The sequence below is a fragment of the Gillisella vitis genome, assembly GCF_001541345.2.
Lineage (GTDB): Bacteria > Pseudomonadota > Alphaproteobacteria > Rhizobiales > Rhizobiaceae > Allorhizobium > Allorhizobium vitis.
Genome location: NZ_LMVL02000003.1, coordinates 680,539 through 701,953, shown reverse-complemented (window position 1 = coordinate 701,953; position 21,415 = coordinate 680,539). Strand labels below are relative to the sequence as shown.

Annotated in this window: 24 protein-coding genes; 15 read left to right on the top strand and 9 right to left on the bottom strand. The window is 57.0% G+C overall.

Annotation, left to right across the window (positions count from 1 at the left end; all coding sequences use genetic code 11):
- Window positions 1-134: 134 nt before the first annotated feature.
- Together ASB66_RS13430 and ASB66_RS13425 are read right to left on the bottom strand one after the other, a co-directional pair.
- Window positions 135-758 carry a LysE family translocator gene (locus ASB66_RS13430; protein WP_060715485.1) on the bottom strand — a complete coding sequence of 208 codons (624 nt, stop codon included), beginning with the start codon at window positions 756-758 and terminating at the stop codon, window positions 135-137.
- Between the two features lie 119 nt (window positions 759-877).
- The gene (locus ASB66_RS13425; protein WP_060715486.1) at window positions 878-1,555 is read right to left on the bottom strand and encodes an alpha/beta hydrolase; all 678 of its coding nucleotides are present in this window, start codon (window positions 1,553-1,555) and stop codon (window positions 878-880) included.
- Window positions 1,556-1,850: 295 nt separating this feature from the next.
- On the opposite strand from ASB66_RS13425, the gene ASB66_RS13420 reads away from it, so the two are divergent.
- From ASB66_RS13420 to sufA, 8 genes are all read left to right on the top strand, one after another.
- Entirely contained in the window at window positions 1,851-3,014 is a 1,164-nt protein-coding gene (locus tag ASB66_RS13420; RefSeq protein ID WP_060715487.1) for a cysteine desulfurase family protein, read from the top strand.
- A gap of 144 nt (window positions 3,015-3,158) precedes the next feature.
- Window positions 3,159-4,628 (top strand): Fe-S cluster assembly protein SufB, encoded by a 1,470-nt coding sequence (sufB, locus tag ASB66_RS13415; protein ID WP_015916159.1) that lies wholly within the window; start codon window positions 3,159-3,161, stop codon window positions 4,626-4,628.
- Window positions 4,628-4,978: a hypothetical protein gene (locus ASB66_RS13410; RefSeq protein ID WP_060715488.1), complete on the top strand. Its 351-nt coding sequence runs from the start codon at window positions 4,628-4,630 to the stop codon at window positions 4,976-4,978. The genes sufB and ASB66_RS13410 overlap by 1 nt, the downstream gene beginning before the upstream one ends.
- Window positions 4,979-5,052: 74 nt before the next feature.
- Complete coding sequence (gene sufC, locus ASB66_RS13405; RefSeq protein ID WP_060715489.1) at window positions 5,053-5,808, top strand: Fe-S cluster assembly ATPase SufC; 756 nt, start codon at window positions 5,053-5,055, stop codon at window positions 5,806-5,808.
- Window positions 5,809-5,832: 24 nt separating this feature from the next.
- Window positions 5,833-7,107 (top strand): Fe-S cluster assembly protein SufD, encoded by a 1,275-nt coding sequence (gene sufD, locus ASB66_RS13400; protein WP_060715490.1) that lies wholly within the window; start codon window positions 5,833-5,835, stop codon window positions 7,105-7,107.
- Complete coding sequence (locus ASB66_RS13395; RefSeq protein ID WP_060715491.1) at window positions 7,100-8,347, top strand: cysteine desulfurase; 1,248 nt, start codon at window positions 7,100-7,102, stop codon at window positions 8,345-8,347. The genes sufD and ASB66_RS13395 overlap by 8 nt, the downstream gene beginning before the upstream one ends.
- Window positions 8,348-8,373: 26 nt before the next feature.
- The gene (locus tag ASB66_RS13390; protein ID WP_060715977.1) at window positions 8,374-8,754 is read left to right on the top strand and encodes an SUF system Fe-S cluster assembly protein; all 381 of its coding nucleotides are present in this window, start codon (window positions 8,374-8,376) and stop codon (window positions 8,752-8,754) included.
- A gap of 139 nt (window positions 8,755-8,893) precedes the next feature.
- Window positions 8,894-9,280, top strand: a complete 387-nt coding sequence (gene sufA, locus ASB66_RS13385) for a Fe-S cluster assembly scaffold SufA (protein WP_015916165.1) — start codon at window positions 8,894-8,896, stop codon at window positions 9,278-9,280.
- Between the two features lie 285 nt (window positions 9,281-9,565).
- On the opposite strand, the gene ASB66_RS26240 is transcribed toward sufA, so the two are convergent.
- Window positions 9,566-9,718 carry a hypothetical protein gene (locus tag ASB66_RS26240; protein ID WP_156536474.1) on the bottom strand — a complete coding sequence of 51 codons (153 nt, stop codon included), beginning with the start codon at window positions 9,716-9,718 and terminating at the stop codon, window positions 9,566-9,568.
- A 122-nt stretch (window positions 9,719-9,840) separates the two neighbouring features.
- The gene (locus ASB66_RS27005; RefSeq protein WP_267967432.1) at window positions 9,841-9,966 is read right to left on the bottom strand and encodes a hypothetical protein; all 126 of its coding nucleotides are present in this window, start codon (window positions 9,964-9,966) and stop codon (window positions 9,841-9,843) included.
- A gap of 219 nt (window positions 9,967-10,185) precedes the next feature.
- Here ASB66_RS27005 and coaD point away from each other — a divergent pair, with 219 nt between their 5' ends.
- The 5 genes from coaD (at window position 10,186) to tgt (ending at window position 14,166) form a co-directional block, all read left to right on the top strand.
- Window positions 10,186-10,680 (top strand): pantetheine-phosphate adenylyltransferase, encoded by a 495-nt coding sequence (gene coaD, locus ASB66_RS13380; RefSeq protein ID WP_060715492.1) that lies wholly within the window; start codon window positions 10,186-10,188, stop codon window positions 10,678-10,680.
- 27 nt (window positions 10,681-10,707) lie between these two features.
- On the top strand, window positions 10,708-11,286 hold the full coding sequence (locus tag ASB66_RS13375; protein ID WP_060715493.1) for a peptidylprolyl isomerase: 579 nt from the start codon (window positions 10,708-10,710) through the stop codon (window positions 11,284-11,286).
- Window positions 11,287-11,386: 100 nt separating this feature from the next.
- A complete protein-coding gene (locus ASB66_RS13370; protein WP_041696653.1) occupies window positions 11,387-11,896 on the top strand; it encodes a peptidylprolyl isomerase in 510 nt (169 codons plus the stop codon).
- A gap of 78 nt (window positions 11,897-11,974) precedes the next feature.
- Window positions 11,975-13,033 (top strand): tRNA preQ1(34) S-adenosylmethionine ribosyltransferase-isomerase QueA, encoded by a 1,059-nt coding sequence (gene queA, locus ASB66_RS13365; protein ID WP_060715494.1) that lies wholly within the window; start codon window positions 11,975-11,977, stop codon window positions 13,031-13,033.
- A gap of 2 nt (window positions 13,034-13,035) precedes the next feature.
- Window positions 13,036-14,166 (top strand): tRNA guanosine(34) transglycosylase Tgt, encoded by a 1,131-nt coding sequence (gene tgt, locus ASB66_RS13360; RefSeq protein ID WP_060715495.1) that lies wholly within the window; start codon window positions 13,036-13,038, stop codon window positions 14,164-14,166.
- Between the two features lie 12 nt (window positions 14,167-14,178).
- On the opposite strand, the gene ASB66_RS13355 is transcribed toward tgt, so the two are convergent.
- Entirely contained in the window at window positions 14,179-14,436 is a 258-nt protein-coding gene (locus tag ASB66_RS13355; protein ID WP_234613879.1) for a hypothetical protein, read from the bottom strand.
- A 310-nt stretch (window positions 14,437-14,746) separates the two neighbouring features.
- Here ASB66_RS13355 and ASB66_RS13350 point away from each other — a divergent pair, with 310 nt between their 5' ends.
- Both ASB66_RS13350 and ASB66_RS13345 read left to right on the top strand, forming a co-directional pair.
- Entirely contained in the window at window positions 14,747-15,502 is a 756-nt protein-coding gene (locus ASB66_RS13350) for a metallophosphoesterase (protein ID WP_060715496.1), read from the top strand.
- 124 nt (window positions 15,503-15,626) lie between these two features.
- Window positions 15,627-16,214, top strand: coding sequence for a DUF1349 domain-containing protein (locus tag ASB66_RS13345; RefSeq protein WP_060715497.1), 588 nt, complete (start codon window positions 15,627-15,629; stop codon window positions 16,212-16,214).
- A 153-nt stretch (window positions 16,215-16,367) separates the two neighbouring features.
- Here ASB66_RS13345 and ASB66_RS13340 read toward each other — a convergent pair whose 3' ends face one another.
- From ASB66_RS13340 to ASB66_RS13325, 4 genes are all read right to left on the bottom strand, one after another.
- The gene (locus tag ASB66_RS13340; RefSeq protein ID WP_060715498.1) at window positions 16,368-17,300 is read right to left on the bottom strand and encodes an XdhC family protein; all 933 of its coding nucleotides are present in this window, start codon (window positions 17,298-17,300) and stop codon (window positions 16,368-16,370) included.
- A gap of 75 nt (window positions 17,301-17,375) precedes the next feature.
- On the bottom strand, window positions 17,376-19,667 hold the full coding sequence (locus tag ASB66_RS13335) for a xanthine dehydrogenase family protein molybdopterin-binding subunit (RefSeq protein WP_060715499.1): 2,292 nt from the start codon (window positions 19,665-19,667) through the stop codon (window positions 17,376-17,378).
- The gene (locus ASB66_RS13330; RefSeq protein WP_060715500.1) at window positions 19,664-20,647 is read right to left on the bottom strand and encodes an FAD binding domain-containing protein; all 984 of its coding nucleotides are present in this window, start codon (window positions 20,645-20,647) and stop codon (window positions 19,664-19,666) included. The genes ASB66_RS13335 and ASB66_RS13330 overlap by 4 nt, the downstream gene beginning before the upstream one ends.
- Entirely contained in the window at window positions 20,647-21,120 is a 474-nt protein-coding gene (locus ASB66_RS13325; protein WP_060715501.1) for a (2Fe-2S)-binding protein, read from the bottom strand. Before ASB66_RS13325 ends, ASB66_RS13330 begins: the two co-directional genes overlap by 1 nt.
- Between the last annotated feature and the right edge of the window lie 295 nt (window positions 21,121-21,415).

Genomic DNA, 21,415 nt, shown 5'->3' with positions numbered 1-21,415 from the left:
TGTTTTCCGTTCCGTTCTTGCGAACTCAAGATGAATCGCCCGCGAACAGGCGTTAACGCCAGCGCGGGATAGGCCGAAAACGCCCCAAAGTCAAGGAATAGGCCCTTCGCTGCGCCATAAAGCTTAACGAAACTTCAATTTCCGCGGCCAGATGCGAGGATAGCCACCCCGGCAGCGCCCAAAAAACCGCCGGTCGTGCGGTTGATCAGCGCCACGCTGCGGGGTGTTTTCAAGAGGCGTCTGGCCCGTCCCGCCAGAAAGACATGGCCGCCAATCACCAAGGTCTCGACCGCAAGAATGATCGCGATGATATCGATCAGCGCCGACACATTGAAGGATGCGGGTACGAAATTCGGCAGCAGGGCTAGATAGAAAAGTGGCATTTTCGGATTGCCGAGATTGAGCGCGAAACCTGTCAGGTACACGGGAAACAGCGCCCCACGGCGCTCCATCGGCACCATCTGCGGCAGGACCGGCTTTGCCATCCAGAGGCGGACACCCATCCAGATAAGATAGACCGCACCGCCATAACGCAAAAGCTCCATCAGCCAGCCCATGTCTTGCGCCAACACAGACAGGCCGAAAAACGCAAGCGTCAAATAAATTAGGATGCCGGTAACCGTCCCCAAGCCATAAGCAAGACCCGACGCAGGCCCATGGGAAAGGGTGCGGGCCATGATCGTCACATTATCGGGGCCGGGACTGGCGGCAAACACCAGAAAAGCCAGCGCAAAGGTGATCATTGAATGCAGGTCCATAGCAATCCCCTTTTGATATCCGGCGATTCAGGAAGCCGATCTGGGCGGATAGACTATGCCACAAAAAACGCCGGTTGAAACAACCGGCGTTTTTATTTGCAAAAAGAAATATGGGCTAATCAGCGCAGCCGCTTGGCAGCCGGTTCGGGCACCAGTTCGCCTTCCAGGCGGCGATCCAGATAATCCTCGCATTCGGCCATCAGTGTTTCGACCTGGCCATTGAAGAAATGGTTGGCGCCGGGCAAGGTCTTCTGGGTGATCAGAATGCCCTTCTGGGTCTTCAGTTTGTCCACCAGACCCTGAACGTCCTTTTCGGGCGCAACCTTGTCGGCATCGCCATGGATGATCAGACCGGACGAAGGGCAGGGGGCGAGGAAGGAGAAATCATAGGTATTCGGCTGCGGCGCAACCGAAATAAAACCTTCGATTTCCGGGCGGCGCATCAACAGCTGCATGCCGATCCACGAGCCGAAGGAATAGCCGGCAACCCAACAGCTCTTTGAATCGGGATGCAAGCCCTGCACCCAGTCGAGCGCCGAGGCAGCGTCGGACAATTCGCCGGCGCCGTGGTCGAATTCGCCCTGGCTGCGGCCGATGCTGCGGAAGTTGAAGCGCAAGGTTGTAAAACCACGCTTCTGGAACATGTAGAACAACTGATAGACGATCTGGTTGTTCATCGTGCCGCCAAATTGCGGATGCGGATGCAGGATGATCGCAATCGGGGCGCTCTTTTCCTTGGAGGGCTGGTAGCGGCCCTCTAGACGTCCTGCGGGTCCGTTGAAAATGACTTCGGGCATGGATACTCCGGTCTTGGCGTGTTTTTTTGCCTTCGCGCCCTTACCCGTCAGAAGATGACTTGACGGGGGCACTCAGCTTTTCTAAAACCCAGTTTAGAACCATTCGAAATTATGGGTCGCTGTGTTATTGAATGTGTCATAGGACAGTCGGGGTGAAAATTTCAAGAAAAATGCATCTTCTAAGGCAGATGCGTGATTTTCTCCGAAAACAGGGCATGATTTAAGACAATACGCAGGTTTTGCGCCTTCCGGCTTAAGATCGCGGCACAACAAAGCGGAACATATCAGAGAAAACATGGCTGAACGCATCTACATGGACTGGAATGCTACCGCACCGCTTCTGAATGAAGCGCGCGATGCCATGCTGGCTGCTTTGGCCATGCCGGGCAATCCATCCTCTGTTCACGCTGAAGGTCGGGCTGCCCGCGCCCTGGTAGAAAAGGCGCGCCGCCAGGTGGCGGAACTTGTCGGAGCCGCGCCCGCCAATGTCGTCTTTACCTCGACGGCAACGGAAGCGGCAAATTTTGTCCTGTCGCCTCGCTATAGGATGGGCCGTTCACTGTTGGCCATCGGACGAGCCTATGTCTCGGCCATCGAACATCCTGCTGTGCGGCAAGGTGGGCGCTTTTCGCCAGATTGTGCGACCGAAATCCCTGTGACCCAACAGGGCGTGATCGATCTCGATACCCTGGAGCGGGCGCTGGCCGACCATCCTGCCGATCAGGGCATGCCGCTGGTCGCCGTCATGCTGGCTAATAATGAAACCGGGGTTATCCAGCCGGTTGAAGCGGTGGGGCAACTGGTTCACGCTAAGGGCGGATTGCTGCTGGTGGATGCGGTCCAGGCGGTTGGGCGTATCCCGGTCGATATTGCGGCCCTGGATGCGGATTTCCTGATTCTATCTGCCCACAAGCTTGGCGGCCCCAAAGGGGCTGGCGCCGTGGTGGCTCGCGGCGAGGCGCTGATGCCGGAACCGCTGGTGCGCGGCGGCGGGCAGGAAAAGGGCCATCGCGGTGGCACGGAGAACCTTGCTGCAATTGCAGGCTTCGGTGCTGCTGCGGACTATGCTACAAAAGACTTGATAAATCGCAATTTACAGATTGCGGCCTTGCGAGATGCTTTGGAAACAGGCATGCGCAGCATGGCTCCCGATCTAGTGATCCACGGCGCGGGTCAGAAGCGTATCGGCAATACGAGTTTCTTCACGCTGCCGGGTCTGAAAGCTGAAACCGGGCAGATCGCCTTTGATCTGGAAGGCGTGGCGCTGTCTGCCGGAGCGGCCTGTTCGTCCGGCAAGGTTGGACAGAGCCATGTTTTGACGGCGATGGGATTGGATGCAGGCATTGGCGGCTTGCGGCTGTCGCTCGGTCCCGCCACCACGGCTGAAGATATCGAGCGGGTCGTGTCGATTTTCGGCAAGATTGCCGGGCGGCGCCAGCTTGCCGGTCACGCGGCTTAAGGCGCGAAAAGAGTGCCTGAAAAGGCGGAATAAACCCAGGCTTGGGGGTGAAAACTCATCTCCATTCCCTATATGAGAGCGGATCCCCCGCTGAAACGTTGACAAGCTGCCGGACCTTGGACCCGGCGAGATTGGAGAACGCTAATGGCTGCCGTACAAGAAACGATCGATCAGGTCCGCCAGATCGACGTCGATCAGTACAAGTATGGTTTTGAAACCATGATCGAAGTCGATAAGGCCCCGAAGGGCTTGTCGGAGGACATCGTCCGTTTCATTTCCGCAAAGAAGAACGAGCCGGACTGGATGCTGCAATGGCGTCTGGACGCTTATCAGCGCTGGCTGACGATGGAAGAGCCCGATTGGGCGCGCGTCCACTATCCGAAGATCGACTTCAACGACATCTATTACTATGCCGCGCCGAAAAGCACGGCTGGCCCGACGTCAATCGACGATGTCGATCCTGAGCTTTTGAAGGTCTATGAAAAGCTGGGCATTCCGTTGCGCGAGCAGGAAATCCTGGCAGGCGTTCAGACCTCGAAAATCGCTGTCGATGCGGTGTTTGACTCGGTTTCCGTTGTCACCACCTTCAAGGCCGAGCTGATGAAGGCTGGCGTGATCTTCATGTCGATTTCAGAAGCCGTGCGCGAATATCCTGATCTGGTGAAGAAATATCTCGGCACGGTCGTGCCGGTCACCGACAATTATTATGCAACGCTGAATTCGGCTGTGTTTACCGATGGTTCGTTCGTGTTCATTCCCAAGGGTGTTCGTTGCCCGATGGAATTGTCCACCTATTTCCGCATCAACGAGAAAAACACCGGCCAGTTCGAGCGCACGCTGATCATTGCCGAAGAAGGCGCTTACGTCTCCTATCTGGAAGGCTGCACAGCCCCGCAGCGTGATGAAAATCAGCTGCACGCTGCCGTGGTTGAGCTTGTGGCGCTTGACGATGCCGAAATCAAATATTCCACCGTCCAGAACTGGTATCCGGGCGACAAGAACGGCAAGGGCGGTATCTATAATTTCGTCACCAAGCGTGGCGATTGCCGTGGAGCGCGCTCGAAAATTTCGTGGACGCAGGTCGAGACCGGATCGGCGATCACCTGGAAATATCCATCCTGCATTCTGCGCGGCGATGACAGCCGCGGCGAATTCTACTCGATTGCCGTTTCCAACGGTTATCAGCAGGTCGATAGCGGCACCAAGATGATCCATCTCGGCAAGAATACGTCGAGCCGCATCATCTCCAAGGGGATTTCGGCCGGCTTTTCCAGCAATACCTATCGCGGCCAGGTTTCTGCGCATCGCAAGGCTGAAAATGCCCGTAACTTCACCCAGTGCGACAGCCTGCTGATCGGCGACAAATGCGGCGCGCATACCGTGCCTTATATCGAGGCGAAGAACTCCTCGGCTCAGTTCGAGCATGAGGCAACAACCTCGAAAATCTCGGAAGACCAGCTGTTCTACTGCCTGCAACGCGGCATTCCCCAGGAAGCCGCCATCGCCCTGATCGTCAATGGTTTCGTGCGCGAAGTCATCCAGGAATTGCCGATGGAGTTTGCGGTCGAAGCGCAGAAGCTGATCGGGATTTCGCTGGAAGGCAGCGTGGGGTGATGAGCCGGACGATCGTACTTTTTCGTCCGGTCGGACTGGAAGAATTGAAGCTGATTGAGGAGAGTGGCTGGAAAACTTTTCCGCCCCGTCTGCCAGATCAGCCGATATTTTATCCGGTGACGAATGAGGATTATGCCGCGCAGATTGCGCGGGATTGGAACACCAATGTTGGCTCCCGGCGTGGCTTTGTCACGAAATTTGAAGTCGACTCCACCTATGTATCGAAATTCGAAAAGCGGGTCGTTGGTGGTCGAGAACATGAGGAACTATGGGTTCCTGCCGAAGAACTGGAAGAATTTAACCGGCATATCGTCGGAAATATTGTCGTGACGCAGAGCTTCGCGCCTTGAGAGCAGGAAATGCTTTGCCGACGTATGGTTGAATATGCGGGTCCTTGAAACCCGCCATATGAGGGAATTGAAAAATGCTTGAAATCAGAAACCTTCACGCCCGGATCGCGGAAGACGGCACGGAGATCATTCGTGGTCTCAACCTGACCGTCAAGGCTGGCGAAGTGGCGGCGATTATGGGGCCAAACGGCTCTGGCAAATCGACGCTGTCCTACATTCTGTCGGGCCGCTCTGACTATGAAGTCACCGAGGGCGAGATCCTTTATAACGGCGAGAGCATTCTGGAGCTTGACCCGGCGGAACGGGCTGCCAAGGGGATTTTCCTGGCCTTCCAATACCCGGTCGAAATTCCGGGCGTTGCCACCATGCAGTTTCTGAAAGTGGCAATGAACGAGCAGCGCAAGGCGCGCGGCGAAGCGGAACTCACGACGCCGGATTTCATACGCCGGGTCAAGGAAGCCGCTGCCGAACTTAAGATCAACCCTGACATGCTGAAGCGTCCGCTGAATGTCGGCTTTTCCGGTGGCGAGAAGAAGCGCGCGGAAATCCTGCAGATGGCGCTTCTGGCCCCGCAGCTTTGCATTCTCGATGAAACCGACTCTGGCCTCGATATCGATGCGCTGAAGATCGTTGCCGATGGCGTCAATGCATTGAAGTCGCCGGATCGCGCCACCATCGTCATCACCCATTATCAGCGCCTGCTGGATTACATCGTTCCGGATACGGTCCATGTTCTCTACAAGGGCCAGATCATCAAGACCGGCGATAAGAGCCTGGCGCTGGATCTGGAAGCCAATGGCTATGCTGACATCATCGGCGAAGCGGCCTGATTGGTCGGGAGAGGGAGTGTCGTAATGAACATTCAAGCTGCCAATCGGTCGACAGCGGCCGAGGCTGCGCTGGTCGAAGCCTATACGGCCCAACTCGGCGATTTACCGGGCGATGGGGCCGTGCTGGGCGCGCGGGATATCCTGTTTGATGACCTGAAGCGGGCTGGCCTGCCAACCCGTCGCGTTGAAGCCTGGCATTATACGGATCTGAAAACCCTGCTGCGTGCCATTCCCGACGCTGCAACGCTAACGCCTTCCAAGGCTGTGGCGCCGCTGGTGGAGGCGGCTCGTATCTTCGAACTGCGCCAGGGCTTGAGCCGTGACGTCTCTGCACCCGACGGTGTGACCGTGCGTGCCTATAGTGAAAGCCTGCTGGATGGAACGGCGGCGACCGATCTGGTTGCCTTCTCCAAGGACGATGCGATTGGCCGGATCAATGGCAGTTTCGTGCGCGATGGCTATCGGCTGAACGTCGAGGACAATGTCGAGGTTGACAGGCTGATCGAGTTGCAGGCCCATCAGGGTGGCGGTCAGAGCCATGCGCGGTTTGTGGCGAGCTTCGGCTCTGGCTCAAAGGCAACAGTGATCGAGCGCCACCGCAATTCCGGCGAAACCGCTGGCCTGATCTCCAGCGTCAGTGACCTGGACTTGGGCGAGGGTGCCGAGGTAACGTGGATCATCGTGCAGACCCAGGGTCTTGCCGATACCCATCTGGCCCAGATCAAAGTCGTGCTGGGGACCGATGCCAAGCTGAAGCTGTTCGTGATCAACGCTGGCGGCAAGCTGGTGCGCCAGGAAATCCATGTCAGAACCGCAGGCGAAGGTTCCGATTTCACCCTGCGCGCTGTCAACCTTCTGGGTGGCGAAAGCCATACGGACGTGACCATGACGCTTGGTCATGACGTGCCGAACACAACCTCGACGGAAGTGATCCGTAATGTGGTGTTTGATCGGGCACGCGGCGTGTTCCAGGGCCAGATCCGGGTTGCTCCCGATGCCCAGAAGACTGATGCGCGCATGGCCTGCAACACGCTGTTGATGTCTGACGACGCCGAATATTCGGTCAAGCCAGAGCTGGAAATCTTTGCCGATGACGTGCAATGCGCCCATGGTGCAACGGTTGCCGATATCGACCATAACCACCTCTATTACCTGATGGCGCGCGGCATCCCGCAGAAAGTGGCGCGTGGGCTGCTGATCAAGGCTTTCGTCGCCGAATTGGTGGAAGAGCTCGAAGATGAAGAACTGGTAGAGGCCCTGGAAGGGGTCATCGCCGACTGGCTGGAGACCCATGGCTGATCAGATGAAGCCGTCAAGCCGCTATGACGTTGCCAAGGTACGACAGGATTTCCCGATCCTGTCGCGGCTGGTGCATGGCGATAAACCGCTGGTCTACCTGGACAACGGTGCGTCGGCGCAAAAGCCCCAGGCGGTGATTGACGCCATCAGCCATGCCTATTCCAACGAATATGCCAATGTGCATCGCGGCCTGCATTTTCTCTCCAATGCAGCGACCGATGCTTATGAGGCGGCGCGTGAAAAGGTGCGGCACTTTCTGAATGCCGGATCGGTGGACGAGGTGGTGTTCACCAAATCCTCCACCGAGGCCATCAATACGGTGGCCTATGGCCATGGCATGAAAGAGATCGGCGAGGGCGATGAAATCGTCCTGACCATCATGGAGCATCACTCCAACATCGTGCCCTGGCATTTCCTGAGGGAACGCAAGGGTGCCAAGCTGGTCTGGGTGCCAGTGGATGACGATGGTGCGTTCCACATCGAGGAATTCGAAAAGCGGCTGACCGACCGTACCAAGCTGATTGCCGTCACCCATATGTCCAATGCGCTTGGAACCGTGGTGCCCGTCAAGGAAATCTGCCGGATCGCCAGGGAACGTGGCATTCCGGTGCTGGTCGATGGCAGCCAGGCGGCGGTGCATATGCCGGTGGATGTGCAAGACATCGACTGCGACTGGTATGTGATGACCGGCCATAAGCTTTACGGCCCGTCCGGCATCGGCGTGCTCTATGGCAAGATGGACCGGTTGCGCGCCATGCAGCCCTTTATGGGCGGCGGTGAGATGATTGTCGATGTCACTGAGGATTTTGTGACGTACAATGATCCGCCGCATCGGTTCGAGGCGGGGACCCCGCCGATTGTTCAGGCCATCGGGCTTGGCCACGCACTGGATTATATCGAGGGTCTTGGCCGCGAGGCGATTGCCGCACATGAAGCCGATTTGACGTCCTATGCCCACGAGCGGCTAACGGCGATCAATTCGCTCAGGATTTTCGGCAATGCACCGGGCAAGGGTGCGATCTTCTCGTTCGAGCTCAAGGGCATCCACGCCCATGACGTGTCGATGCTGATCGACCGGCGCGGTGTGGCGGTTCGGGCTGGCACGCACTGCGCCCAGCCATTGCTGTCTCGTTTCGGTGTGACCTCTACCTGCCGGGCCTCTTTTGGCCTATATAATACCCGTGAAGAAATCGATGCGCTGGTGGAAGCGCTTGACTATGCCAAGACCTTCTTCGGCTGAGGATTGAAACCATGAGCGCCAGCGACATGAATGCCAGTAAAAGTGACGAAAAGCCGGATGCACGAGAAGGTATTGTTCATACCAGCATCCCGCCGGAGGAAGTCGCCCGCTTGTCGGATGATATCATCTCGGCCCTGAAAACCGTCTATGACCCGGAAATTCCGGCGGATATTTTCGAACTTGGCCTGATCTACAAGGTCGATATCGAAGACGACCGCATGGTGAAGATCATGATGACACTGACGGCGCCCGGCTGCCCGGTGGCTGGAGAAATGCCAGGCTGGGTGGAAAACGCAGTCGGCTCCGTGGAAGGCGTTTCCGGCGTGCAGGTGGAAATGACCTTCGATCCGCCATGGACACCGGACCGGATGTCGGAAGAGGCACAGGTCTCCATCGGCTGGTATTGAGTGAGGGCGGCTTGCTGAAAGGCGAGCCGCCTATTACATTGTAAATACCGGTTTTGTCTGGCGCTATTCCAGTTAAGAAACCGAACCCACTTTTAAAAAACACCGGGCCTTGAACCCAGCTGTGAAAAGGAGAAAGCCCATGGGCTTTGCGGTGATGACCATGACCGATGCGGCAGCAGCCCGCGTCAAGGAAATTGTCGAAAATTCCGGTCCCGATGCCAAGGGCATTCGCGTCGGTATCAAGAAGGGCGGCTGTGCGGGGATGGAATATACCATCGACCTGGTGACAGAGCCGAACCCGAGGGATGACTTGATTGCCCGCGACGGCGCATCCGTCTGGCTGGAGCCAGCCGCTGTGCTTTATCTGCTGGGTACGGAAATCGATTTCGAAACGACAACCTTGCGCTCCGGCTTCACGTTCCGCAATCCGAACCAGACCTCGGCTTGCGGCTGTGGCGAGTCGGTGGAGTTGAAGGCAGCGGACCTCGCCGAACTGGCAAAACAGCGACAAGCAGTCCACGTCTGATCAGAGCCTATTTCTGCCATAAAATAATGTCACAAAAAGAAACGCCTCGCTTTCAGATGAAAGGCGAGGCGTTTCTCATAGATCCGGGTAGAATGAAATTATTTCAACAGGGATCGTAAATCATCTTGCTCACGACGTAGCGCAGAGATCGTCGAAACGACAGAGTAGACAAACATCGCACTTATAGAAGCCGAGAGCACGCAGAGAAGCAAGAACATCTTGTTTTCCTTTGTGTCTGATCATCACTTGTCAAGCCTCAACGGTTATCCTGCACCAAGGTTCCAATCAGCGGCTGGCGCTGTGGTAAGGCTGAGAGATTGACGTACGGAAATTGGAAGGGGCGCGGTCTTCGTTCATGTGAAAACCAATGCTCGTTGCCAGCATAGCGCCGATCATGGCAGTCCAGACCAGATTAATCATCGTCACTTTATCAAGCATGGGTTTCGTCCTTCGTTTTGACGGGGTCAGTTGCAGCAACAATGGCTGCAACCGCGTCTTGTTCCTGTGAGCAGTGCACGCTTTTTACAAAAGCCGTGCTGAAGCTGCCCTTAACACTCCGTTCATCTGGCGTTCATCTGCGAGGCCAGAAATGCGAAGCAATCGTCTTCATGTTCATCAAACCAGGCAACCAATGCTTCAAGAACAAATGCGCTGACAATTGCGATACTCAAAACAACTGCAAGCATTGTTTGCTCTCATGGCCTTGTCGTTGAACATGATCCTTGTATAAACGCCCAGCCTTGAAGCGGGCCTGAATGTGCCGTTCATCAGGCATTCATGGGGCAGGCAGGGGATGGTCTGGCCACAAATATGAACGGAATGGACATGAAAACCGGGGCCGTAGGCGCTTGCGGTTCCAGCCTGTCCGTGACAAAAGGCGGGCGTAAAAAGATGAGGGCGGACCGATGACAATTGCCTTTTATCCGGGCTCTTTCGACCCGATGACCAATGGCCACCTGGATGTCTTGGTTCAGGCGCTGAATGTCGTTCCCAAGGTTGTCGTCGGAATCGGCATTCATCCGGGTAAAGTGCCGATGTTCAGCTTTGAGGAGCGCGCAGCACTGATTGCGACCAGCCTTAGTGAGGCCGTGCCTGAGCGGGCAGGGGATGTTTCGGTTATTGCCTTCGATGGTCTGGCCGTTGATGCCGCCCGACATCATGGCGCGGCCTTGCTGGTTCGCGGCCTGCGCGATGGGTCGGACCTTGACTATGAAATGCAGCTTGCGGGCATGAACCGGCAGATGGCACCAGATCTGCAAACCGTTTTCCTGCCAGCAGGCACGGCTTCGCGGCCCATAACGGCCACATTGGTCCGGCAAATCGCCACCATGGGCGGTGATGTCAGCGCCTTTGTCCCCCCGCCGGTGTCGCGGGCATTGAAATCCCGGCTCAAGACTTGAGCCGATCCGAGAAATTACGGAGCCTTCATGAAACTCATGTCTCTTGCTTTCGCGGGCCTGCTCGCGCTTTCCACCCTTGGCACCAACGCCATGGCCCAGGCCGGGGCTGGCGATAACATCATGACCATCCAGCTGAAGGACGGCCCTGTTGTCGTACAGCTGATGCCGGAGGTCGCGCCCAAGCATGTCGCGCAGATCAAGACGCTGGTAGGCCAGGGTCTATACGACAATGTCGCTTTTCACCGCGTCATTGAGGGCTTCATGGCCCAGACTGGCGACGTGCAATATGGCAATATGAAATCCGGCTTTGACAAGAGCCGTGCTGGCACCGGCGCTTCCAAGCTGCCGAATATTCCGGCGGAATTTTCCAAGACGCCTTTCGTGCGTGGCACGGTTGGTATGGCGCGTTCCCAGGACCCTAACTCTGCCAATTCGCAATTTTTCATCATGTTCGGTGACGGCAGCTTCCTGAACGGCCAATATACCGTGGTTGGCAAGGTTGTGTCCGGCATGGAATTTGTCGATAAGATCAAGCGCGGCCAGGGTGGCAATGGCGAGGTCAGCGACCCCGACCGGATGATCAAGGTCACCCTCGGCAAGAAGTAATTTACCACCACACATCGCCCCTCTCGCCAGCCCGTCCGGGCAAGCGGGGAGGGCATGACCACTAAAAATCTGAGAAAATCGGAATACCAAGGAGAAAATCATGGCCGAGATCAAAGATCCGGAAAATACCGTCATCCTGGAAACCACCAAGGGCAAGGTTGTGATCAGCCTCTTCCCTGACCTGGCCCCTGGTCATGTCGCCCGCATCAAGGAACTGGCCCGCGAAGGCGCCTATGACGGCGTCGTCTTCCACCGCGTCATTCCCGATTTCATGGCCCAGACCGGCGACGTGAAATTCGGCAAGAAGGGTGGCGAAAGCTTCAATCCCGGCCGTGCAGGCATGGGCGGCTCCGACAAGCCGGACCTGAAAGCTGAATTTTCTGCCACACCGCATGTGCGCGGCACCTGCTCCATGGCCCGTTCGCAAAGCCCGAACTCTGCCAATTCACAGTTTTTCATCTGCTTCACCGACGCTCCCTGGCTGAACAAGCAATATTCCGTCTGGGGCCAGGTTATCGAAGGTATGGATGTCATCGACGCCGTCAAGAAGGGCGAACCGGTCACTGACCCCGACTCGATCATCTCGATGAAAGTCGCCGCCGACGCGTGATTTCGGCTTTTCTGTCAGCCCGCTCCGGTGCTTCGGTGCCGGGGCGGGTTTTCGCGTTTCAAATCCTGTTGCGGTATCATGCGTGTAGACCTGTTCGATTTCGACCTTCCAGACAAAAATATCGCGTTGCGCCCGGCCAATCCGCGCGATCAGGCGCGGTTTCTGGTCGTTCGCCCGGATGGAGCGCCCATGCTGGAAGATCGCAAGGTTTTCGAGCTGCCGTCCTTCCTGAGGGCAGGCGACGCGCTGGTCTTCAACGACACCAAGGTCATTCCGGCCCAGCTTGAGGGTGTCCGCATCCGCGAAGGGGCCGAGCGCACGCCGGTGTCCTGCACCTTGCATATGCGCGTTGCCGCCAATCGCTGGAAAGCCTTTGCAAGGCCGGGCAAACGGATCAAGCAAGGCGATGTCATTGATTTCGACGGCCTGCTGGCGACGGTAACAGAAAAAGGCGAGGCGGGCGAAATCGATCTGGAATTTGCCGCCTCCGGCCCTGATCTCGACCGGGCGATTGCTGGTGTCGGCCATATCCCGCTTCCGCCCTATATTGCCGCGAAACGCCCGGAAGACGGGCAGGATCGCACCGATTACCAGACCATTTATGCGCGGGAAGAGGGAGCGGTTGCCGCACCAACCGCCGGTCTGCACTTCACGCCTGCCCTGTTCGAGGCGCTGGATAAAGCCGGAATTGAGCGTCATTTCGTGACGCTGCATGTTGGGGCGGGCACCTTCCTGCCCGTCAAGGCCGACGATACCGACGACCACAAAATGCATCAGGAAATCGGCCATGTCTCGGCGGAGACGGCTGAAGCCTTGAACGCCGTCAAGGCGCGGGGCGGGCGGATCGTCAGTGTCGGCACCACCTCGCTACGGCTGCTGGAAAGTGCAGCCAACGAGGATGGCCATCTCCTGCCCTGGTCGGATGCGACGGGCATTTTTATCACGCCGGGCTATCGCTTCAAGGCGGTCGATGTGTTGATGACCAATTTTCACCTACCGAAATCCACGCTGTTTATGCTGGTTTCGGCATTTGCCGGACTTGAAACCATGCGGGTTGCCTATGCCCATGCGATCGAGACCGGTTACCGTTTTTATTCTTACGGCGATTCCAGCCTGCTCTTCCGGAAAGACAAATAACAATGAGCGAGCAGTTCACGTTTACCTTGAAAGCCACCAGCGGCAAAGCCCGGCTTGGCGAAATCACCATGCCGCGCGGCACGATCCGCACCCCGGCCTTCATGCCGGTCGGCACGGTCGGCACGGTCAAGGCCATGTATCTCGATCAGGTGCGGGAAGGGGGCGCCGATATCATTCTGGGCAATACCTACCACCTGATGCTGCGCCCTGGTGCCGAGCGGGTTGCGCGACTTGGCGGCTTACACGAGTTGATCCGCTGGCCGCAGCCGATCCTGACCGATAGCGGCGGGTTTCAGGTCATGTCACTCTCCGGCCTTCGCAAGCTGGATGAGCAGGGCGTCACCTTCAAGAGCCATATCGACGGTTCGCTGCATCACATGTCGCCGGAAAGGTCCATCGAAATCCAGGGCCTGCTGGACAGCGATATCCAGATGCAGCTGGACGAATGCGTCGCCTTGCCCGCTGAACCGCGTGAAATTGAGCGCGCCATGGAAATGTCGTTGCGCTGGGCGGAGCGTTGCCGCGTTGCTTTTGGCGAACAGCCCGGCAAGGCGATGTTTGGCATCGTGCAGGGCGGTGATCAGCCAGGCTTGCGCATTCGCTCCGCTCAAGGGCTGAAGCAGCTGGACCTGAAAGGCTATGCCGTCGGTGGTTTGGCAGTTGGCGAGCCTCAGGAGGTGATGCTCAGCATGCTCGATATTACCCTGCCTGTGCTGCCGACTGAAAAGCCGCGATACCTGATGGGCGTCGGCACGCCGGATGATATGTTGAAATCGGTCGCGCGTGGCATCGATATGTTCGATTGCGTCATGCCAACCCGCTCTGGCCGTCACGGCCTCGCCTTCACCCGGCGCGGCAAGGTCAATATCCGCAATGCTCGCCACGCGGAGGATAAACGCCCCCTGGACGAACAATCGTCCTGCCCGGCAGCACGAGATTATTCACGGGCCTATCTGCACCATTTGGTGCGTTCGAATGAAGCACTGGGCGGCATGCTGTTATCCTGGAACAATCTATCCTATTATCAGGAATTGATGCAGGGCATCCGCCAGTCAATCGCCGAAGGCAGGTTTGAGGACTTCATGGCAGAAACCATGGAATGCTGGGCAAGGGGCGATATCGATGCGGTGTAACGTAACGTTTGCTCAGTGCTCAGCCATTGCTGGCGAGCGGGAGGTGGACTGCAAGGCCAGGGCCTCGATCAGGGACTGCTGAATGGCATCGCGCAATTGCTGCGATGTTTTTATAGTCTGTTTCTTATCAAGCCACTGCGCCGCGTTGACAAGGTTTGCGCCTTCTTGAACCATGATCCTGTGCGCGCGTTCCAGCGCCCAGGCCTCCCAATCTTCGTTGAGAAAATGTTCAATAGACATATCATTTGCCCCCGGAAACATGCCCGTCATCCATGCAATTCATTCGCCAGGGCAGAATAACAAATCTTATGATTCGCTAAAAAATAAAAACGCGTTAGATCGCGGTTTTTTCGCGAGATACCTGAGATTTACAGGGAGTATTTTCGAGCCATCAAGTCTAAGTTGGGTATTTGAAACAGTTGTTTTATTTAAAGTTGCCGACAGATGGACAAGAGTAATAGATGGCGCGATTTGAGCGTCAATTTCCAATAGCCCCGGTGGTTTTGCCCTCACGCATGATGGGTGGCGCAAAATGGGCAAAATGACATGAGAACAAATAGGACATTGAGCTGGAGACCACATGCGGATTTTTGTCGGATCGGATTTTCATGCTGACCATCAGGAGAACATGGAGTGGCTCCGCCAGATCTCGACGCGCGACTACCGGCAGGACGTGCTGATCGTTGCCGGAGACGTGGCAAACGGCATGGCGCTGTTTCAGACGGTCATGGAACTCCTGGCCCAGCGATTTTTCAAGGTTCTGTATGTACCGGGCAATCACGATCTGTGGGTTGATGCCGAAGGGCAGGGCTCATCCTTCGACAAGTTCCAGCGGCTGCGAACCGCCTGTGCCGATCTGGATATCGGTATGGAGCCACTGGCACTCGGCAACACGCTGATCGTCCCGCTGTTTGGCTGGTACGATTACTCTTTCGGTCCCCCCGGCTCCATCCTCAAACAGGCCTGGATGGATTACCGGCGCTGTGATTGGGAAGGCGGTTCCGATGACGAGGTCAGCCGGTTTTTCGACAGTGGTAATGCGGAGCCCGATACATCGGGATTTTCATCGATTCTGTCTTTCTCGCATTTCCTGCCACGCATCGACCTGATGCCGGAACGCATGCCGGAAAAATACCGCTTTCTTTATCCAGTCCTTGGTTCCAGCCGATTGGAAGATAGGATCGCGGCTCTCGGCTCGCACTTGCATATATACGGCCATAGCCATCTCAACCGCCGCATCGTCAAGGACGGACGCACCTATATCAACAACGCCTTCGGCTATCCTTCTGAGCGCAACATTGCTGCAAGGATGCTGATGCATGTGGGTGATGTTTAGGGGGCTGTACTGTGCTGGTTCTATGCGTGTTGTTGAGCCGGTCGCACTGAGCGCGGATCTCCCGGTTGCTCACGTCCGGCACAACGGCTTCCAGGGGCGAAGGTCAATTTAAGGAGGACAACTCGTGGACGTTAATCTCAAAGAGGCCAGTTGGCTCAATCAACCGGCAGTGTGGCAGGCCACAAAAACTGGCCTTACTCTAACGACGGATGCGAACACTGATTTCTGGCGTAAAACCCATTACGGATTTACGCGCGACAGCGGGCATTTCCTTGGTACGCCCGTTGACGATGGATTCACAGCGTGTGTCCGCGTCCAGGGGGAGTTCCGGTCACTCTATGATCAAGCTGGCCTTATGGTGCGCATTGACGAAAATCGATGGGTCAAGACGGGTGTGGAGTTCACCGATGGAGAACGCTTCCTGAGTACGGTCATCACAGATGAAAAATCTGACTGGTCAGTGTCCCAGCCTTTTAAAGACCTCGAGGATTTCTATATTCGGGTTACACTGAAGGAAGGCGCGATGCGCATTCAGGCATCGTCAGATGGCAGGGTGTGGCCGCTACTGCGTCTTGCTCCGTTTCCAGAGGCTTCTCGTTATCTCGTTGGCTTGACTGCGTGTACGCCGGAACGAGGCGGACTGGATGTTCGGTTCTCAGAGTTCACAATAGGCGCGGCGATAACGACCGATCTTCATGACCTTACAGCGTAACATGGGAGTAGGTGCGTTTCATTGCGCTTTCCTTGCAAACGATAAACCTTTGTTATCTATTGCAAGTCGCACTTCATCCTTGAACCCACCCATCCTCAAACAAAAGTTAGATAAGATAGATTATGGAACTAATTGCCGTCCAATGGGTGAGAATTACCCGAACCGGGCCACTCGCATGGCGGCTAGATCAGCCAGTACGGACAATGCCAAGGATTGGGCATCCCGGGCTCTATTGAAGATGCCGATGGGTGATTTGATGCGGGCTATGTCGGATTCACTATATCCGATGCCCCGCAGCCGTTCCATCCGCCTCGCATGGGTTCTGGCGCTGCCGAGAGCGCCGAGATAGAAAGGCTCGGCACCAAGCGCTGCCTGAAGAACCGGTATTTCCAAATCGATATCATGATGCAGAAGCGCGACGGCCGTATCTGCATCAATCTGGCTGGCATCGGGTTCAAGGCTGGCGTTATCATGACGATACACATCATAGCCCGCAGCCTCGGCTATCCTGGCGGTCGTATCGACTTCGATAGATCGGCCAGACAGAAAAATTCGCGCCTTTGGGCGATAAACCGTGACGAAACTTTCGCTTTCCCAACCGGCGCGTTTCGGCGTCTCGATTGCTGTTAGGGCCTGTGTCGATGGTTCGTAGCGCAGACCGGCTGGAATCCGGCCTTGAAGTTTATCGAGCACGGTGCGGATCGGCGCGCTGTGGCGAAGAACGTGGATGGCGATGGTGATGCCGCCGCCACAGGGCAGCACGATATCGAAAAACGGCGACCCTTCGCCAAACAGAACGTTGCGATCCGCACCTTCGGCAATAGTGTCCACAGCTTCGCTGGCCACCGCTGCTTCAATACAGCCACCAGACACAAAGCCGCAATAACGACCATCCTCGCGGATCGCCATATGTGCGCCGAGCGCGCGGGCCGAGCCACCCCGGATTTCTATAAGCGTGGCGAGTGCAACGCCTGCCCCGCCGTCGAGACAGTCAACCGCGAACCGCAATATATCTATGGCACTATCGGTGGAAAATGCCTTTTCAGGTACCAGGGTCCTGAAAACTGTTTGGGATATGTTGGTCATTCAGGCACCACTTTCTTTACCGTCGTCATACCGTCGGCACAGGCAGCGCCGACGGTATTTACGGGAAGCCTTTCCTTAGATGAGCTTTTCCAGAGTGATCGGCAGATCGCGGACACGCTTGCCGGTGGCATGGAAAACTGCATTGGCAATAGCGGGCGCCACACCGACAATCCCGACTTCGCCGACCCCCTTGCCGCCAAGCACAGAGGCTTGGTAATCCGGCACGCCCACTGAAATCACCTGGATATCGGGAATATCGGCATTGGTTGGCACGAGATAATCCGCCATGTTGTTGTTGACGACGCGCCCGTTGCGGCTATCCACCAACCCTTCTTCCAGCAAAGCTTGGCCGATGCCCATGATGATGCCACCGCGCCATTGGCTTTCTACCATTTTTGGATTGTAAAGCCGTCCACAATCGAAGGCGGAAACCATGCGCGACACCCGAACCGTACCGAAATCCTCATCGACCCGAACTTCGACGAAGTGAGCGCTCCAACTGTGCATCGACGTGTCGCCCATGGTCGGGCCTTGCACTCGTGCCATGCTGGTCCACGCGCCCTTGTGGTCAGCGGCGCTTTGGGCATCGTCTGGCAGCGTATTGCGCCGCACTTCAACCTCATCGCGGTTCAGGGCTGTCATCAGCTCGGGCAGGGACATCGAAGGCCCCTCGCCGCGTGACATGGCAATCCGGCCATCGCTCAATGTCAGAATATTGGCGCCGGTCTCGCGAAATGGCGAATTGGCGTCGTTAAGGGCAAGCGCCAGTATTTCGTCACGGGCAGCCAATGCTGCCTTGTGGACAGCGCCGGTGATCGACCCGGCCAACATCGACCCACCGGCAATAGCCGATCCCGGCAGCCTGGAATCGCCAAGCACAACATCAATCTGCTCGACCGGCACGCCCAGCGCTTCGGAAGCGGTCTGGGCGAGGATCGTATAGGTACCCTGCCCCATATCGATAGCGCCGCTGACAACTTCAACGCGCCCACTCGCCAGAATGCGGATCATCGCTTCGCTCGGCGCGCGGATCACTGGAAAGGTGCCACAACCGATACCCCAGCCGATCAGTTGGCGTCCGTCGCGCATGGTCCGGGGTTGAGCACTGCGCCGTGACCAGCCAAAGGCCTCGGCGCCTTGGGTGAGGGCCTCGCGCAATTGCCTTGTCGACCAGGGCTTGCCCGATTGATAATCATGGTCGGCATAGTTTTTCAGGCGGATTTCCAGTGGGTCCATACCGATGGCAGCGGCCAGTTCGTCCATGGCACATTCAATGCCAAAGGCACTTGGATTTTTGCCTGGCCCCCGCAAAGCGCCTGGCGTGACGGTATTGACTGGCACGACGCGATGCTCGGAACTGAAATTCTCTACCTTGTAAAGAATCGGTGTCGCAGCGCCGGTCTGCTCTGGATAATCCATGTAGGTGGAGGTCTCACTGGCACCGCGATGAACAATTGCCTGCAAAATCCCGTCCTTGGTTGCGCCCAAGGCGATCGTCTGGCGCGTCGCGGCGCGTCCGCCGTAACTGGTGAAATTCTGGGGCCGGGTGACGGCCAGTTTGACGGGACGGCCCAGCTTTTTCGCCGCTGCCGCCGCCACGGCACCATAGGCCAGCGCCCCGCCCTTGGAGCCGAAACCGCCACCAATGAATGGTGAGACGATACGGACATTCTCCAGCGGCAGGCCGAACCATTCGGCGTAGCTGCGTGCCATGCCGTGGGTCCATTGGCTCGGCTCCCACAGCGTCAACCGGTCCTCGTCCCAGTGAGCGGTCAGACCATGCGGTTCCATGGCGACATGGTATTCGCGCGGTGTCCGATATTCCGCTTCGATGCGCACTGCGGACGCTGCCAGCGCCGCCTCAGCATCACCCCAGGAGACATTCAGATTGTCCATCGGCTTGCCTGGACCAGCATTTGGATCATCTAATCCGTTAATTGCGGTAGCTTCTTCATAGATCACATGAAGCAGTTTGGCGACTTCGGCTGCCTGCTCCCGACTTTCGGCGATCACGGCGGCAATTGATTGGCCATTGAAGGTTACCGTATCCGACAAGGGATAATAGGGCTGGTTATCCGGCCGATTTCCGTACCAATCAGACGCGGTGATCAGGCCGAGGTCGTCCTGTGGTGTCAACACCATCAGCACGCCCGGTGCAGCCTTCGCTGCGGATGTGTCAATCGACACCACCCGACCAGACGCAATCGTGCTCTGTACGAGCACGGCATGGGCAGCGCTCTCTACCGGATATTCCAGTGCATAGGTGGCAGCCCCAGTGATCTTTCTCTGTCCTTCAAACCGTGAAAGGCGGCCACCGACCGCGCCATCGGCGGCATCGCCGTGCTTGCGTGGCGTCATTATGGTCATGCGAGACCTCCCAGAGTAAGCACGGCGCGGGCGATAACGCGCGGCGCCAGTTGGATCTTATAGTGATTATCGCCCTGCGACACCGCACCTTCCATCGAAAGCCGACTGGCCTGTTCAACGGTTTGCGGCTCCAGTAGCTTGCCGACCAGCGCCTGCTCCACGGCGCGGACCCGCCAAGGCTTGCTGGCCACGCCACCAAGCGCAATGCGAATATCGCGGATCGTGCGGCCATCCTCTTCCAATTCCAGGCCAACGGCAGCGCTGGCTGCGGCAAATTCGTAGGACTGGCGGTCGCGGATCTTCAGATAGGTGGAATTTTCAGCCGCAGCGGATGCCGGAATGGTGATGGAGAGGATCATCTCCCCTGGCTTCAAAAGGGTTTCGAGCTGCGGGGCATCGCCATAGGGCAAAAAGAAATCGTCGATAGCGATCTGCCGCTCACCCAAATCCACCGTGGCATCAAAAGCGGTCAGCGCCACGGCAAGATCGCCGGGATAGCTGGCAATGCAAAGATCGCTGGTGCCAAGCACTGCATGGTTGCGGGTCACGCCGCCGATGGCTGAACAGCCGGAACCGGGTGCACGTTTGTTGCAGGCTGCAAATGTGCCTGGATCACGAAAGTAGGAACAGCGGGTGCGTTGCATGAGATTGCCGCCAACCGTCGCCATATTGCGCAGTTGGGGCGACGCCGCCAGAGACAGCGATTGCGCAACAGCCGGATAGCGCGCCATTATGGCGGGATGGTCGGCCACCGTGGACATTCTGGCCAAGGTGCCAATTGTGGCGCCTGTTTCGCTGACGGTAATTGTGCCAAGCCCGGCCAGATGACTGATATCCAGGATAGTGTCCGGTTCGGCTACGCCGGATTTGGCAAGGTCGAGCAAGCTCGTACCACCGGCCAGCAGCGCTGTTTCTGGTTGGTGCGTTGCCTCACGGGCTGCTTGTATCGACGAGGCCCGGCTATAGGAAAAGCTCTTCATCATGCAGCCTCCGCCGCGTCACGCACCGCCGCCACGATGCTGTTATAGGCCCCGCAACGACAGAGATTTCCAGACATATATTCGCGGATTTCCGCATCCGATCCCGCATGACCCTCACGGATGCATGCTACAGCCGACATGATCTGGCCGGGTGTACAATAACCGCATTGAAAGGCATCCTGTTCCAGAAAAGCTGTTTGAACCGGATGCAATTCGCCATTTGATGCCGAAATGCCTTCTATCGTGGTGATCGCATGGCCTTCCGCCTGGGCTGCCAGCATCATGCAGGACAGGACCCGCCTGCCATCGACATGGCAGGTGCAGGCGCCGCACTGCCCCTGGTCGCAGCCCTTTTTGGTGCCGGTCATCGACAAATGTTCGCGAAGCGCGTCAAGCAAGGTCACGCGCGGCTCGACGTCACATTCGTGAACCGCGCCGTTGATGGTCAAGCTGAGATGAAGTGTTGCTGGCATGATAAGCTCCGTGCTGTCGCTTAAAAGAGTGAGTAGGCGCCGTGCGTTAGCATAAACGCATGGCGCTTGCCGTCTCGGACGAAAATTTCAAAGGCGATTGTGGACAGCCTCAGCTGTCAGAAACTATGCCGACTTGAAGGACGGGAGATGCGCACTATTTTTAACATGACATCCTCCCCTCTTCTGGACTATGACTTGGAAGGCCACCTTAACCGGAGGAGCCTCCGTTTAAACTAGAGGTTTGTCGTCTTTCGTCAAGCCCCAATTGTCCCGGAGCAGAATTTTGGCATCGGCT

Excerpts from the sequence above, each read along its gene's own strand:
- queA (WP_060715494.1), top strand. The coding sequence starts at position 11,975 with ATGCGTGTAGACCTGTTCGATTTCGACCTTCCAGACAAAAATATCGCG.
- ASB66_RS13425 (WP_060715486.1), bottom strand. The coding sequence starts at position 1,555 with ATGCCCGAAGTCATTTTCAACGGACCCGCAGGACGTCTAGAGGGCCGC.
- sufB (WP_015916159.1), top strand. The coding sequence starts at position 3,159 with ATGGCTGCCGTACAAGAAACGATCGATCAGGTCCGCCAGATCGACGTC.
- tgt (WP_060715495.1), top strand. The coding sequence starts at position 13,036 with ATGAGCGAGCAGTTCACGTTTACCTTGAAAGCCACCAGCGGCAAAGCC.
- ASB66_RS13395 (WP_060715491.1), top strand. The coding sequence starts at position 7,100 with ATGGCTGATCAGATGAAGCCGTCAAGCCGCTATGACGTTGCCAAGGTA.
- ASB66_RS13370 (WP_041696653.1), top strand. The coding sequence starts at position 11,387 with ATGGCCGAGATCAAAGATCCGGAAAATACCGTCATCCTGGAAACCACC.
- coaD (WP_060715492.1), top strand. The coding sequence starts at position 10,186 with ATGACAATTGCCTTTTATCCGGGCTCTTTCGACCCGATGACCAATGGC.
- ASB66_RS13410 (WP_060715488.1), top strand. The coding sequence starts at position 4,628 with ATGAGCCGGACGATCGTACTTTTTCGTCCGGTCGGACTGGAAGAATTG.
- ASB66_RS26240 (WP_156536474.1), bottom strand. The coding sequence starts at position 9,718 with ATGCTTGATAAAGTGACGATGATTAATCTGGTCTGGACTGCCATGATC.
- ASB66_RS13375 (WP_060715493.1), top strand. The coding sequence starts at position 10,708 with ATGAAACTCATGTCTCTTGCTTTCGCGGGCCTGCTCGCGCTTTCCACC.
- ASB66_RS13325 (WP_060715501.1), bottom strand. The coding sequence starts at position 21,120 with ATGCCAGCAACACTTCATCTCAGCTTGACCATCAACGGCGCGGTTCAC.
- ASB66_RS13420 (WP_060715487.1), top strand. The coding sequence starts at position 1,851 with ATGGCTGAACGCATCTACATGGACTGGAATGCTACCGCACCGCTTCTG.
- sufA (WP_015916165.1), top strand. The coding sequence starts at position 8,894 with ATGGGCTTTGCGGTGATGACCATGACCGATGCGGCAGCAGCCCGCGTC.
- sufC (WP_060715489.1), top strand. The coding sequence starts at position 5,053 with ATGCTTGAAATCAGAAACCTTCACGCCCGGATCGCGGAAGACGGCACG.
- ASB66_RS13430 (WP_060715485.1), bottom strand. The coding sequence starts at position 758 with ATGGACCTGCATTCAATGATCACCTTTGCGCTGGCTTTTCTGGTGTTT.
- ASB66_RS27005 (WP_267967432.1), bottom strand. The coding sequence starts at position 9,966 with ATGCTTGCAGTTGTTTTGAGTATCGCAATTGTCAGCGCATTTGTTCTT.
- ASB66_RS13355 (WP_234613879.1), bottom strand. The coding sequence starts at position 14,436 with ATGACGGGCATGTTTCCGGGGGCAAATGATATGTCTATTGAACATTTT.
- ASB66_RS13335 (WP_060715499.1), bottom strand. The coding sequence starts at position 19,667 with ATGACCATAATGACGCCACGCAAGCACGGCGATGCCGCCGATGGCGCG.
- sufD (WP_060715490.1), top strand. The coding sequence starts at position 5,833 with ATGAACATTCAAGCTGCCAATCGGTCGACAGCGGCCGAGGCTGCGCTG.
- ASB66_RS13330 (WP_060715500.1), bottom strand. The coding sequence starts at position 20,647 with ATGAAGAGCTTTTCCTATAGCCGGGCCTCGTCGATACAAGCAGCCCGT.
- ASB66_RS13390 (WP_060715977.1), top strand. The coding sequence starts at position 8,374 with ATGAATGCCAGTAAAAGTGACGAAAAGCCGGATGCACGAGAAGGTATT.
- ASB66_RS13350 (WP_060715496.1), top strand. The coding sequence starts at position 14,747 with ATGCGGATTTTTGTCGGATCGGATTTTCATGCTGACCATCAGGAGAAC.
- ASB66_RS13340 (WP_060715498.1), bottom strand. The coding sequence starts at position 17,300 with ATGACCAACATATCCCAAACAGTTTTCAGGACCCTGGTACCTGAAAAG.